Annotated in this window: 10 protein-coding genes and 1 pseudogene; 5 read left to right on the forward strand and 6 right to left on the reverse strand. The window is 70.6% G+C overall.

The annotated features are described in order from the left end of the window. Positions 1-12 precede the first annotated feature (12 nt). Positions 13-1,521, reverse strand: a complete 1,509-nt coding sequence (locus tag ACWCP0_RS30005; RefSeq protein ID WP_451081900.1) for a sensor histidine kinase — start codon at positions 1,519-1,521, stop codon at positions 13-15. A 178-nt stretch (positions 1,522-1,699) separates the two neighbouring features. After that, positions 1,700-4,267, reverse strand: a complete 2,568-nt coding sequence (gene pepN, locus ACWCP0_RS30010; RefSeq protein WP_451081901.1) for an aminopeptidase N — start codon at positions 4,265-4,267, stop codon at positions 1,700-1,702. Between the two features lie 100 nt (positions 4,268-4,367). On the opposite strand from pepN, the gene ACWCP0_RS30015 reads away from it, so the two are divergent. The 3 genes from ACWCP0_RS30015 (at position 4,368) to ACWCP0_RS30025 (ending at position 5,748) form a co-directional block, all read left to right on the forward strand. Beyond that, on the forward strand, positions 4,368-4,598 hold the full coding sequence (locus ACWCP0_RS30015) for a ribbon-helix-helix domain-containing protein (RefSeq protein ID WP_351227641.1): 231 nt from the start codon (positions 4,368-4,370) through the stop codon (positions 4,596-4,598). Next, positions 4,585-4,932 (forward strand): type II toxin-antitoxin system PemK/MazF family toxin, encoded by a 348-nt coding sequence (locus ACWCP0_RS30020; protein WP_351227639.1) that lies wholly within the window; start codon positions 4,585-4,587, stop codon positions 4,930-4,932. The genes ACWCP0_RS30015 and ACWCP0_RS30020 overlap by 14 nt, the downstream gene beginning before the upstream one ends. A 312-nt stretch (positions 4,933-5,244) precedes the next feature. Beyond that, positions 5,245-5,748 (forward strand): DUF1203 domain-containing protein, encoded by a 504-nt coding sequence (locus ACWCP0_RS30025; RefSeq protein WP_451081902.1) that lies wholly within the window; start codon positions 5,245-5,247, stop codon positions 5,746-5,748. Here ACWCP0_RS30025 and ACWCP0_RS30030 read toward each other — a convergent pair. Both ACWCP0_RS30030 and ACWCP0_RS30035 read right to left on the reverse strand, forming a co-directional pair. Further along, entirely contained in the window at positions 5,738-6,766 is a 1,029-nt protein-coding gene (locus ACWCP0_RS30030; protein ID WP_451081903.1) for an aspartate-semialdehyde dehydrogenase, read from the reverse strand. The two genes, ACWCP0_RS30025 and ACWCP0_RS30030, sit on opposite strands and share 11 nt — an antisense overlap. A 153-nt stretch (positions 6,767-6,919) precedes the next feature. After that, complete coding sequence (locus ACWCP0_RS30035; RefSeq protein WP_451081904.1) at positions 6,920-10,240, reverse strand: S8 family serine peptidase; 3,321 nt, start codon at positions 10,238-10,240, stop codon at positions 6,920-6,922. 263 nt (positions 10,241-10,503) lie between these two features. On the opposite strand from ACWCP0_RS30035, the gene ACWCP0_RS30040 reads away from it, so the two are divergent. Together ACWCP0_RS30040 and ACWCP0_RS30045 are read left to right on the forward strand one after the other, a co-directional pair. Continuing rightward, positions 10,504-10,989: an NUDIX hydrolase gene (locus ACWCP0_RS30040; protein ID WP_451081905.1), complete on the forward strand. Its 486-nt coding sequence runs from the start codon at positions 10,504-10,506 to the stop codon at positions 10,987-10,989. A 105-nt stretch (positions 10,990-11,094) separates the two neighbouring features. Next, positions 11,095-12,245, forward strand: a pseudogene (locus tag ACWCP0_RS30045) (serine hydrolase domain-containing protein). Positions 12,246-12,273: 28 nt separating this feature from the next. On the opposite strand, the gene ACWCP0_RS30050 reads toward ACWCP0_RS30045, so the two are convergent. Then, a complete protein-coding gene (locus ACWCP0_RS30050; protein ID WP_451081906.1) occupies positions 12,274-13,269 on the reverse strand; it encodes a hypothetical protein in 996 nt (331 codons plus the stop codon). A 102-nt stretch (positions 13,270-13,371) separates the two neighbouring features. Beyond that, positions 13,372-13,632 (reverse strand): hypothetical protein (locus ACWCP0_RS30055; RefSeq protein WP_451081907.1); only part of this gene is annotated, 261 nt, incomplete at its 5' end.

A 13,632-nucleotide genomic window follows, 5' to 3' on the forward strand; every position in this document is an offset into this window, starting at 1 on the left:
CCCGCTGCTGAATCACTGCTGGTTCCCCTTGTTTGCCGATGCCGAGGAGGCGTCGCCGTCGCCGTCCTGTGTGGTGTCACCGGACAGGCCGCTCTGGAAGGCAGTCAGCCAGATACCTGGCTGCACCTGCGGTGCCGCCCCCGGTTCGGGTGCGGTCGGGGCGGGGGTGGGCGGCGCAGTGACCCGGTGCTTGCGGCGCCGCTGCGGCAGGCCGTTCTCGGTGCGCTCCGTCACGAGAGGCAGCTCTTCCTCCCGCTCTTGCGCCGGCTGCGGTCCCGTGACCGGCCGGCTGGACTGCTGCTGCGGCAGCTGTGTGGCTGCCCTGGGCCCCGATGCGGTTCCGATGCCGTGCGCCAGGCCGGTCGCGGCCGATGCGCTCGTGATCAGCGCCTGCGGGACGACGAGCACGGCCCGGACTCCTCCGTATGCCGAGGAGCGCAGCGAAACCTGGAAGTTGTACGCCTGTGACAGCCGGCCGACCACGGCCAGACCGAGCCGTGGGGTCTCGCCCAGGTCGTTCAGGTCGATGCCCTGCTGCGCCTGGCGGAGCATGCGCTCGGCCCGCTTGCGGGCCTCCTCGCTCATGTTGACGCCACCGTCCTCGATCTCGACGGCGATGCCCGACTGCACCTCGACCGCGGTCAGATGGACCCGCGTGTGCGGGGGCGAGTAGCGGGTGGCGTTGTCGAGCAGCTCGGCCAGCGCGTGGATGAGCGGTTCGACGGCCAGGCCGACGACGGCGACCTCGGAGACCGAGTGGAGTTCCACACGCTGGTAGTCGATGATCCGTGACATCGCGCCGCGCAGCACGCTGTACAGCGGAACGGCCCGGCTCCAGGTGCGGCCCGGCCGCGCCCCGCCGAGCACGGCGATGGAGTCGGCGAGACGGCCGATCAGCGCGGTGCCGTGGTCGAGCCGCAGCAGATCACCGAAGACGTCCGGAGTCCGGCCGTGCCGGTCCTCCATCTCCCGCAGCTCCTGCGCCTGTTGGTGGACGATCGCCTGCACGCGCCGGGCGATGTTCACGAAGGCGCGCTGCGCCGACTCGCGCAGGTCCTCCTCGGCGACGACCGCGTCGACGACCGACTTCAGTACCTCCCGGTGCGCCGCCCGGAACTCGGGGGTCAGCCCTTCCACGTGCGCGCCGACCTTGTCCGCCGAGTCGAGCCAGGCGAGGACGTCCTCGGGGAAGTCGCCCCGGCGCAGGCGCTCCATCATCTCCGGCAGGGCCTCGTGGGCCAGCCGTACGGTCTCGACCTCCTGGCGGACCAGCGCGTTCTGCTGCTCCGCGATCTTGTGGCGCAGCTCCGTGACGAGCCGACCCCTGCGTGCGGTCTCACCGGAGGTCACGGCGACGGCGAGGACGGCTGCTCCGCCGATCCAGGCCACCGGGACACGCACCGACGAGGAGACCAGAACCATGACCAGCACGGTGGCTGCCGCGGTCGCAACGGCAGGCAGCAGCCACATGTACGACGACATGGGCCGGGCCGTTCCGGGCGGCGAATCCTCTCGGATCATCAGCACCCTCAAACCATTGAAAGAAAGATCTTACGACAATGGCCGGGAGCATAACGGCTCGTGCCAGTGGGAGTTGACACGAGGGCATGTGATTCACCGATGCGAGCGACCCCAAAGCGCCTTCGCCCGCCCAATGCGGGGCATTGGGCGGGCGAAGGGTTCCGGTCGTGCCGGGAAATCAGGCCGCGGCCGCGTCCGCCGCCTGAGCCTTCAGGGCACGCTCGATGCCCGCACGCGACTCCGAGATCAGCCGGCGCAGCGCCGCGTTCGGAGCGGCGGATTCCAGCCATGCCTCCGTCGCGTCCAGTGTCTCCTGCGACACCTGGAGCGAGGGGTAGAGGCCGATCGCGATCTGCTGGGCGATCTCGTGGGAGCGGGACTCCCACACGCCCTTGACCGCCGCGAAGAACCTCTCCGTGTACGCGGCGAGCAGCTCGCGCTGGTCGGTCTGGACGAAGCCGGCGATGACCGCCTCCTGCACGGCGTTCGGCAGCTTGTCGGACTCGACGACCGACGCCCACGCCTCGGCCTTGGCATCGGCGGTCGGACGGGCGGCCCGGGCGGTCGCCGCGTGGCGCTCACCGGCTGCCGTCTTGTCGCGCTCCAGCTCGGCGGCGATCTCCTCCTCGTCGAAGTCGCCGGTCGCCGCCAGGCGCTCCACGAACGCCCAGCGCAGCTCGGTGTCCACGACCAGGCCCTCGATCGTCTCCCGGCCCTCCAGCAGCGCCGCCAGCAGCTCCAGCTGCTGCGGGGTGCGCGCGGTCGCCGCGAACGCCCGCGCCCACGCCAGCTGGTGGTCGCTGCCGGGCTCCGCCGCGCGCAGATGCGCCAGCGTCGCGTCCGTCCACTGCGTCAGGCCCGCCTCGCGCCACTCCGGCGCCGCGTACAGGTCGATCGCCAGCTTCACCTGCCGATGCAGCGACTGGACGACGCCGATGTCCGACTCCTTCCCGATGCCCGACAGCACCAGCGAAAGATAGTCGCGGGTCGCCAGCTCGCCGTCGCGGGTCATGTCCCAGGCCGACGCCCAGCACAACGCGCGCGGCAGCGACTCGGTGAAGTCGCCCAGGTGCTCGGTGACCGTCCTCAGCGACTCGTCGTCGAGACGCACCTTCGCGTAGGACAGGTCGTCGTCGTTGAGCAGGGCCACCGCCGGGCGCTGCTTGCCCACCAGCTCCGGGACGGCGGTGAGTTCACCGTCGACGTCCAGCTCCACCCGCTCGGTCCGTACGAGAGCGCCGTCGCGCAGGTCGTAGAAGCCGATCGCGATCCGGTGCGGCCGCAGCAGCGGCTCGCCCTTCGCGCCCGCGGGCAGCGCGGGGGCCTCCTGCTTGACCGCGAAGGAGGTGATCACGCCGGACGCGTCGGTGTCGATCACCGGGCGCAGGATGTTGATACCGGCGGTTTCCAGCCAGGCCTTCGACCAGGTCTTCAGATCGCGGCCGCTGGTCTCCTCCAGCGCGCCGAGCAGATCCGTCAGCCGCGTGTTCCCGAACGCGTGCCGCTTGAAGTACGCCTGCACGCCCCGGAAGAACTCGTCCATGCCGACATATGCGACGAGCTGCTTCAGCACCGACGCGCCCTTGGCGTACGTGATGCCGTCGAAGTTCACGAGAACGTCGTCGAGATCGCGGATCTGGGCCATGATCGGGTGCGTGGACGGCAGCTGGTCCTGGCGGTACGCCCAGGTCTTCTCCGAGTTCGCGAACGTCGTCCACGCGTTCGGCCACCGGGTGCCCGGCGCGTACGCCTGGCAGGCGACCGAGGTGTACGTGGCGAACGACTCGTTCAGCCACAGGTCGTTCCACCACTCCATGGTGACCAGGTCGCCGAACCACATGTGCGCCAGCTCGTGCAGGATGGTCTCGGCCCGCCGCTCGTACGCCGCGTCGGTCACCTTCGAGCGGAAGACGTACTGGTCGCGGATGGTCACCGCGCCCGCGTTCTCCATCGCGCCCGCGTTGAACTCCGGAACGAAGAGCTGGTCGTACTTCGCGAAGGGGTACGCGTAGTCGAACTTCTCCTGGAACCAGTCGAAGCCCTGCCGGGTGACCTCGAAGATCGCGTCCGCGTCCAGGTACTCGGCGAGCGACGGACGGCAGTAGATGCCGAGCGGGACGCTCTGCCCGTCCTTCTCGTACGAGCTGTGCACGGAGTGGTAAGGACCGACGATCAGCGCCGTGATGTACGTGGAGATCCGCGGCGTAGGCTCGAAGGCCCAGACGTTGTCCTTGGGCTCCGGGGTCGGCGAATTGGAGATCACGGTCCAGCCCTCGGGCGCCCTGACCGTGAACTGGAAGGTGGCCTTCAGGTCGGGCTGCTCGAAGGAGGCGAACACCCGGCGGGCGTCCGGCACCTCGAACTGGGTGTAGAGATAGGCCTGCTGGTCGACTGGATCGATGAACCGGTGCAGACCCTCACCGGTGTTCGTGTACGAACAGTCCGCGACGACCTTCAGCTCGTTCGGTCCCGCGTGCAGATGGCTCAGCGCGATCCGCGAGTCCCGGAAGATCGCGGCGACGTCGAGCGACTTCCCGTTCAGGACGACCTCGTGCACGGCGGGGGCGACCAGGTCGATGAAGGTCTCCGCGCCGTCCTCGGCGGAGTCGAAGCGCACAGTGGTCACGGACCGGTAGGTGCCGCCCTCCTGCGCCCCGGTGAGATCGAGGTCGATCTCGTACGAGTCAACGGTGAGCAGGCGCGCCCGCGCTTGCGCCTCTTCACGGGTCAGGTTTGTGCCAGGCACCCGGTCATCTCCTCGGTATGTGACGTTTCCGGTCATCCTTCCACGTGGCGGTCCGGCAGTGCGGTGGCATTAAGGTGCGCACCTGGGTAGCATCGATGGTATGAAGATTAGTGTGAGCCTGCCGCAGGAGGATGTCGCCTTCGTCGACGAATACGCGATGAGAACCGAGGCCGAGTCCCGGTCTGCCGTGATACACGCCGCGATCGAGCTACTGCGCGCCGCGCAACTGGAGGCGGAGTACACGGAGGCCTTCGAGGAGTGGGACGCGAGCGAGGACGCTGCTCTGTGGAACCGGACGAGCGCGGACGGGATCACCGATGAGACGGGGTGACATCTACCTCGTCGATCTGGAACCGGCGCGCGGAAGCGAGGCCAACAAGGTCAGGCCGGCCGTGATCGTGTCGAACGACGGCGCCAATCAGTCGGTCGAGCGGAACGGCAGAGGGGTGGTCACCGTGGCTCCACTGACGTCGAACACGTCCCGCGTCCTCACCTTCCAGGTCCTTCTTCGCGCCGACGAAAGCCGTCTGCCCAAGGACTCCAAAGTCCAGTGCGAGCAAGTGCGGGCCGTTGCCGCGGATCGCATCCTGCAGAGGGTCGGCTCGGTGCCGCGACAGCGCATGGCCGAGATCGACGTGGCGCTCCGGCGCCACCTCGCTCTCTGACGCCCGCCGGGCCCGTCGCCCGGCCCTGGCCCACCGCGCGGAACTTCCGGGCTCCCACCCTCCGGCGGAACTCCCCGAAGGCGAAGGCCGTCTCGTTCGTCGCGTCCCGGAGGCGCGCCGGCACATCGATGTGCGGCAGACCGGGGTCCGCATGCCGGCTGACGGCGACATGGGGCGGTTCCTGCGGCACGGTCCGGTCGGCACCCGCGGCGATCCGGGTCCTGGCGCGATCTTGTCGCTCCTGGCCCCGGAACCGAACGCATTGACCGATTTCCGCCAGCGCGGCTGCGCGCCCGTGCGGAGCCTGGACCCATGACGACCGCCACGAAGTACCAGGCCCGCCCCATCGTCCCCACCGCCCTCGAGGAACTGCGCGCCACCGACGACGCGGGACGGCCGTGCGTCCCGTACACCGCCACCGACGGCGGCGCGCCGCTGCGGTGCTGTCTGCGCGCGAGCCGGGTGGGGGAGCGGATCGCGCTCGTCTCGTACGCGCCGCTGCGGCGGTGGGCGGCGCAGAGCGGGGCCGAGCCCGGGGCGTACGACGAGCAGGGGCCGGTCTTCATCCACGCCGGCGACTGCGGCGGGCCCGGGCCCTCGGAGGCGTACCCCTTCTCACGCCCTGGCGCCCTGCGCACCCTGCGGCGCTACGACGCGGACGGCCGGATCGTCGGTGGCCGCCTCCTGGAGATCCCGGAGGCGGCCACCGAGGGGTTCGATCAGGCCTTCGCGGAGGCCTTCGCCGACCCGGCGGTCGCCCTGGTGCACGTCAGGGCCGTCGAGCACGGCTGCTTCCATTTCGAGGTCAGGCGCTGAGCTCCTCCGCGACCAGTTCCGCGATCTGCACCGCGTTCAGTGCGGCGCCCTTGCGGAGGTTGTCGTTGGAGAGGAAGAGGGCGAGGCCGTTGTCGACGGTCTCGTCCACCCGGATGCGGCCCACGTACGAGGCGTCCTTGCCGGCGGCCTGCAGCGGGGTCGGGATCTCGGAGAGCTCGACGCCCTCCGCGTCCTTCAGCAGCTCGTAGGCGCGCTCCACACCGATTGGGCGCTCGAAGCGGGCGTTGACCTGGAGCGAGTGCCCGGAGAAGACCGGGACGCGCACGCACGTGCCGGAGACCTTGAGCTCCGGGATCTCCAGGATCTTGCGCGACTCGTTGCGGAGCTTCTGCTCCTCGTCGGTCTCGAAGGAGCCGTCGTCGACGATCGATCCGGCCAGCGGGAGCACATTGAAGGCGATGGGGCGCTTGTAGACGCCGGGCTCGGGGTACTCCACCGCCTCGCCGTCGTGGGTCAGCTCGGTCGCGCGGTCCGCGACCTGCCTGATCTGGCCGTCGAGCTCGGCGACACCGGCCAGGCCCGACCCGGAAACGGCCTGGTACGTGGTGGCGACCAGCGCGACGAGACCGGCCTCCTGGTGCAGCGGCTTCAGCACGGGCATGGCGGCCATCGTCGTGCAGTTCGGGTTGGCGATGATCCCCTTGGGGCGGTCCTTGACCGCGTGCGGGTTGACCTCGGAGACGACGAGCGGGACCTCGGGGTCGCGGCGCCAGGCGGAGGAGTTGTCGATCACGACGGCGCCCTGGGAGGCGACCTTCTCGGCGAGCGCCCTGGAGGTGGCGCCACCGGCCGAGAAGAGCACGATGTCCAGGCCGGAGTAGTCGGCGGTGGCGGCGTCCTCGACAGTGATCTCCTGGCCCTGCCAGTCGATCGTGGAGCCCGCGGACCTGGCCGACGCGAACAGTCGGAGATGGTCGACCGGGAACTTCCGCTCGGCGAGGATCTTGCGCATGACCGTGCCGACCTGCCCGGTGGCTCCGACGATTCCGACCTTCACGGGGACTCCTCCGTACGTTGCTGCCAGCTGGGTGGCCTGGATGGCTCTCCATGATGCGTGTGTCCCCGGCCGCCTTGTCCAATCCATTGTCCGGGGTATGAGAAGGGCGGGCGCCCTGCCGGACGCCCGCCCTCACATTCCGTACCGGTAGGGCTACGGAACGACCTTCTCGATCACGACACTGCCGGTGCCCGCAGCCGTGCCGCGCGCGTTCAGCAGCTGTACCTCGCCGAAGAACTGCCGGCCCTCGGGGGCCGCGCTGCCCACCACGACCTCGGCGGCGACCTGCGCCGACGCGCCGTTGGCGAGAGTCACCGACTGGGTCTCGTCGACCTTGACGGTGCCGAGCGAGGACGCGAAGAACACGTCCCGGTAGTTGTACTCGGTGGTGCCGGCCGGGACCGCGTAGCCGACGATCTTGATCGTGTACGTGCCGGCGGCGGGCTTGACGAGGCTGACCGCCTCCTCCGAGTCGCCGTCCGCCGACTGGCCGACCTGCTCGTCGCCCAGCCAGACCTCCAGGTCGAGGTCGGCCGCGGCGTCCGAGACGCCGCCGATGGCGACGTCGAGACGCTCGACGCCCTCACCGATGGTGACGCTGGTCTCCTGCGTCTCGTGGTTGGCGATCGTCGGACGGGTCACCTTCGCCGAGCCGAGCGAGCCGCCCTTCAGCTTGCCGTCGAGGGCGGCGAAGCCGTTGGTGACCTTCCAGTCGACCGCGGCCGGGGTGCCGACCTTGGCCTCGGGGAGGGTCTTCACAGCCGGGTCGAACGCGGCACCGAGCACCGAGACGTCCAGCTTGTACGGGTTGTTCAGCAGTGGCGACGTACGGCGGGACTCGACCTCGATCTCCCAGACACCCGGCTGCGGGTCGGCGTACGACCGCAGGTCGGGGCGGCAGGTGTTGGCCGGGCTCACGTAGTTCGGGTAGCAGAAGATCGTCGAGCTGTCCTCGACGGCCACACCGTACGGGTGGATCGAGATGAAGCGCGTCTGGCTCTTGTCGGCCAGACCGCCGAGCGCGACCTCGAGGGTCTTGGCGCCCTCGGGAACCGTCACGAAGTACGACTTGTGGCTGTTGCGCTGCACCGAACCGGACGCCGAGAAGGAGTACGACGGCTTGGCCAGCTCCTGCGAGGCGACCACGGTGGCGAGGATCTGCTTGTCCACGCCCTCGCTGCGGACGTCGTCCACCTCGAGGATCGCGCTGTGGACACCTGCGGTGACGGCCCTCGCGTCGACCTTGACGGTGACCGGCTTGTTCAGCGGCAGCATGACGGAGCCGGAGCCGGAGCCCGGCAGGTCGAAGGTGCCGTCGTTGTACTTCCAGTCCAGCTCGTGCCGGATCGGCCAGGACGGTCCCGTCTTCCGGGTGATGGTGACCTCGTACGACTTCTTCTTGCCGGTCTTGAGGCCGCCCTCGCGGTCGTAGAGGCCGGTGCCGAAGCCCGGGGTCTTCAGGAACTGGTCGATCGCGGTGTCGACCGGGGCCTTCACCGCGTACTCGTGGGCGGTGGCGCCGTCCTTGATGGCCTTCCACGCGTCCACGATGTCGATCAGGCCGGAGCCCTGCTCGTGCGCCGCCACCCCGCTGATCCGGTTCGCGGTGCTGGTCAGCGCGGTGCGCAGCGTCGCCGGGGTGAGGTCGATCCTCCGCTGCTTGGCGGCGGAGATCAGCAGCGCGCTCGCGCCGGCGGCCTGCGGCGAGGACATCGAGGTGCCCTGGAGCATGCCGTAACCGGCAGGCAGCGCGTAGCCGGCCTCCGCCACCGGCGAGCCGGGCACCCAGGTCTGGATGGTGTTGATGGCCGCGCCGGGGGCGGTGATGGTCGGGGTGAAGCCGCCGTCCTCACGCGGGCCGCGCGAGGAGAAGGGGAACATGGCGTACTTCTTCTCCACGGCCGAGCCGTAGTTGGCGGCCCACGTCTCCTTGGAGATCGCCGCGCCGACGGAGAGCACCTTGTCGGCCAGACCGGGGTCGCCGATGGTGTTGATGCCGGGGCCCTCGTTGCCGGCCGAGATGACCAGCTGGACGCCGTACTCGTCGATGAGACGCGTGTAGAGCTCGGCGCGGGCGTTGTTGCCGTCGTTCAGCGCCGGCAGACCGCCGATGGACATGTTGACGATGTCCACACCGCGGTTGATGACCAGGTCGGCCATGCCCTCGGTGAGCGCCACGTTGGTGCAGCCGCCGCTCCAGGAGCAGGCCCGCGAGGAGACCAGCTTCGCGCCGGGGGCCGCGCCGTTCATCCGGCCGCCGAACAGGCCGTTGGCGGCGGTGATACCGGCCACGTGGGTGCCGTGCGAGCCCTCGATGATGCCGACGTTGACGAAGTCGGCCTTCTTGCCGACCCAGTCGCCGCCCAGCGGGTCCATCGGGACGTCCTTGCGGATCTCGATCACGAAGGGGATCCGCTCGACGACCTCGGTCGCCGGGTTGTCCGTGCCGAAGTACCCGGTCTGGTAGCCGTCCTTGTACGGCTTCATCGGGGCGTTGTCCGTGAAGTCGAAGTCCTGGTCGGTGTCGACGCGGACGGTGCCGGTGGCCGGGTCGTAGAGCAGGCCGAACTCGTCGGTGGTGTCGCCGTCGCGGTTGACGTCGCCCTGCATGTCGCCGTTGGCGGTGATCGACTCACGGAACCGGCTCCACTGGAAGCTGCCCTCAGGGGCCTTCCAGGTGCTGCCCACGGCCGTGAACACCGGGCCGTCGACGGGCGTGATCTGGGCGCGCCAGGTGCCGTCGCCGTCGGTGATCGGGTCGGTCGCGGTCACCCAGTCGGCGATCTTGCGTTCGCCGGTGGTGGTCTTCTGGAGCGCCGGGTGACCGAGGTCGACACCGGAGTCCATGATGCCGATGGTCACGCCACGGCCGTCGTACTTCGGGTTGTCCTGGACGAACTCCACCGCGCCCGTCTCGAACGACGGGTTGTACGGGTTCATCGCGGGGGTGTTCCTGCCCGGTGCCGGGTAGCCGCCCGCGGTCGGAGCGGTGGCCGCGTCCTTGCTGCGGTCGGCTGCCGGGGTGGGGTCGTCCAGCTCGATCTCGTGCTTGAGGTCGATGCCGTGGACGGTGGTCAGCTTGGCGGCCGCCTTGATGGCGGCCTCGGCCTTGGCCGTCGGCAGTGTGGCGCGTACGTAGCCGAGCTTGTCGTACGTCCTGCCGACCGAGCCGCCCTCGACGGCGTCCAGCTGAGCGGCGACCTGCTCGGTCTGGCCGGGCGCGGTGGCGACCATCAGTGTGACGGACTTGTCGCCCTTGGCCTCGGCCTCGGCGAGCAGTTCGGCGTCGGCTGCGCCGAGCTTGTCGGCGGGCGCGGTCTTGACCGGTGCGGAGCCGGCCGGATCGTCGGCGGAGGCTGCCGAGAACGCGGGCGTGGCGCCGGTGGCGACCAGTGCGGCCACCAAGGAGGCGGCCGCCGCCACTCGGGCCACGCGTCTCGGCCCGGATATGGAGCTCTGGGACTCGGAGGTCATCAGCATCCCTGTGAGGTGAAATCGGGTCCGGATTTCGGTGCCGGATGACCGCTCACCCTGTCGTAAGAGACAGGGGTTTGTGGAGAGTTGCCGGTGGCGGGATGCGGTCATGGCGCACATCCGCCACTGGCGGAGCGCGTCCTGTGCGGACAGAGGGCTCGATAACCGGCATTCCGGCGGCGAGGATCGTTTAGCGTCTGACGATTTGAGCTGTGGACGATTTCGGTCGTCGTCGAGCCTCGCCGGGCCTTTAATCTCGCCGCATGAGCCAGGAGTTGAGGGTGGCGGCCTACGCCGTGTGCGTACGGGACGGACAGATCCTGCTCGCCCGCTGGGTGGCGCGCGACGGCGCGAAGCGATGGACCCTGCCCGGCGGCGGGATGGACCACGGCGAGGACCCGCTCGACACGGTCGTCCGCGAAGTCGCCGAGGAGACCGGGTACGAGGCCGAGGTGACCGCGCTCCTCGGGCTCGACTCGATGCGGGTGCGCCGCCCGCGCAGAGGCAGGGTCGGCGCGGGCTCGGACTTCCACAGTCTGCGCATCGTCTACGAGGGCCGGATCGCCGGCGGCGAGCTGCGCCCCGAGGCGGACGGCTCCACCGACCTCGCCGCCTGGCACCCGCTGGACGCCGTCCCCGGCCTCGAACGGGTCGGGCTCGTCGACATCGGCCTGGGCCTCTGGCGCGACCGGCCCGCGGTGGGCCGGGTGGACGGGCACCATCCGGAGCACCCTTCGGTGAACGGCTGAAACACGACCAACTGCCGACAGGGCGGGCAACGCGCGCCGTCCCGGCGGAGTCCTGCCGGTCGAGCCCACGCACAGTCGCTCGCAGACAGGAGAGTTCGTAGGACAGTGCGTACCGTCCGGACGGCCCAGACCGGAGCGGTGGTGGCGGCAGCGGTCGCCGCCACCGCCTTCGTCGCCCCCGCGGCGACCGCCGCAGGGCCGGGAACCGGCGGCGGCCACGACGGCACCCGCGCCGCGATCGAGGCGGCCGTGCGCGCCGGAGTGCCCGGTGTCGTGGCCCACGCCCAGGAACCGGGCGGCGCCTGGGACGGCACCACCGGCCTCGGGAACACCGCCACCGGCCGCGAGCGGCTCCCGCAGGACCGCTTCCGCGTCGGCTCGCTCACCAAGACGTTCGTCGCCACCGTCCTGCTGCAAGTGGAGGCGGAGGGCAGACTGAGCCTCGACGACCGCGTCGAGAAGTGGCTGCCCGGCGTCGTCCGCGGCAACGGCCACGACGGGCGGAGGATCACCGTGCGGCAGCTCCTCAACCACACCAGCGGGGTCTACCACGACACCGCCGACCCCGACTTCGGGGCGAAGGTCTTCGGGCCCGGTTTCTTCGAGCACCGCTACGACACCTGGAAGGACCGTGAACTCGTCACCGCCGCCATGGCGCACAAGCCGGAGTTCGCGCCCGGCACCGGCTGGAGCTACTCGAACACCAACTAGGTCCTCGCCGGAACGGTGATCGAGAAGGTGACGGGCCGGCCGTACGGGAAGGAGGTCGAGCGCCGCATCCTGCGCCCCTCCCGCTGCACGCGACCAGCGTGCCCGGCGCCGCCGCCGGGATGCCCCGGCCCAGCGGCCGTGCGTACGCGAAGCTGTCCGACGACCCGGCCGCGGACAAGGTCCACGACGTCACGGAACTGAATCCTTCGGTCGCCGGCGCCGCCGGCGAGATGATCTCCGACACCTCGGACCTCCCGCGCTTCTACCGTGCGCTGCTGGGCGGAAAGCTCCTGCCCGCAGAGCAGTTGAAGGAGATGACGGACACGGTGCCGCTGTCGCCGGAGACTCACCGATACGGCTACGGGCTCGGCCTGATGGGCACCGAGCTGTCCTGCGGCAAGGAGGTCCGGGGCCATGGCGGCGGCATTCACGGCTCCCTCTCCGAGGCGGTCACCACCCGGGACGCCCGCCACTCCCTCGCGCTGAATCTCGACGCCGACTGGACGGGGGACACGGCGGCGACCGTCGAGGCCGAGTTCTGCTGACGCCCGGCCGCCCCGTCTGTCTGCCCCGCTAGCGGGGCAGCACGACCACGTAGGCGGCGGGATCCCGTTCCGGCGCTGCCATCAGGGCGGTACGGAGCACCGTCGCCTGCTGGTCGGGGGTCTCCCGCAGTTTCTTCGGGGTGATGTGTACGACGGTGATGCCGAGCCGCTCCAGGTGCTCGCGCTTACGGGTGCACTCGTCCCACTCCGGGTCGGGGGCGGCGCCGTGGCGCGGGGCGCGGGTGTCGAGCTCCACGGCGACGGCCTGCTCGGGCCAATAGGCGTCGACGCCGCCGAGGTGGGGGCCGCCGGGCAGACGCAGATCCACGTTCCACACCGGCTCGGGGAGGTCGTACGCCCGTACGAGCCGGTACAGCCGGTCCTCGGCCCGTGTCCGCCCCTCGGCGAGCAGCGAGTCCACGGCGCCCACGACGTGGGGCCGCGACAGCAGCCGGGCGCGGGTCAACTCCCTTACCACCGCAGCGGGTTCGCAGTGTCCGTTGCGGACGGCCTCCGTGAGCAACCGGCGCACGGACACGGCGTCCGAGAGCCGTGCGACGGAGTCCGCGAGCGCGCGGGCCACCGGGGCGACGGGCAGCCCCGTCACTTCCTCCGGTCTCGGCGGTGTGAGCGTCCGGATGAGCCGGGCGCAGCCCGCCGACCGCAGCCGGCGGGTCCGCGGCACCAGGACGTCGATCCGGTCGAGCGACGGCAGCGGCGGCGCCGAGGCGAACCCGTGCAGCGCGAGGGCGGCGAGCCCGGTGATCATGGCCTCTCGCGGTACGCCGGGCCGGTCGGCGTACAGCAGCACGGCGTGCAGCCGCTCCTCGCTGGTCGGCGGCCCGGGGTGCAGCACGTACACGCCCGGCAGCACCTGCTGCCAGGGGCCGCCCGGCCTGCACTGCTCGGCGGCCTTGGCCGCCGGCACGCCGTGCTCGCGCAGCTGCGCGGTGGTCAGGACGCGGCTGCGGGCGTCGGAGAGGTGGCTCAAGGGGCGGGGGGAGAGCGGGGTGTTGTGGTTCATGACCCGCCAATTCCCGCGCTCCCGGCGACTCCTAACCGCTGTTACACAGCCGTCGACAATTCTGGACAACACCGTCCTAAAGTACGGACGTTCGACTGCCGATCAGCCCCCCGGCTCCAGGTGCCGCCGCGCGGGGCCCTTCCCCACCCCGCCCAGGGTCTGCTGCGCGGTCCGGGCGTGTGCCGAGCCTGTCCGGGGTTCGGGGACGGAGATGCGGGTCTGCTGCGCGGTCCGGGCGTGTGCCGAGCCTGTCCGGGGTTCGGGGACGGAGATGCGGGTCTGCTGCGCGGTCCGGGCGTGTGCCGAGCCTGTCCGGGGTTCGGGGACGGAGATGCGGGTCTGCTGCGCGGTCCGGGCGCGGAC

It is taken from the genome of Streptomyces sp. NPDC001970 (assembly GCF_053594115.1).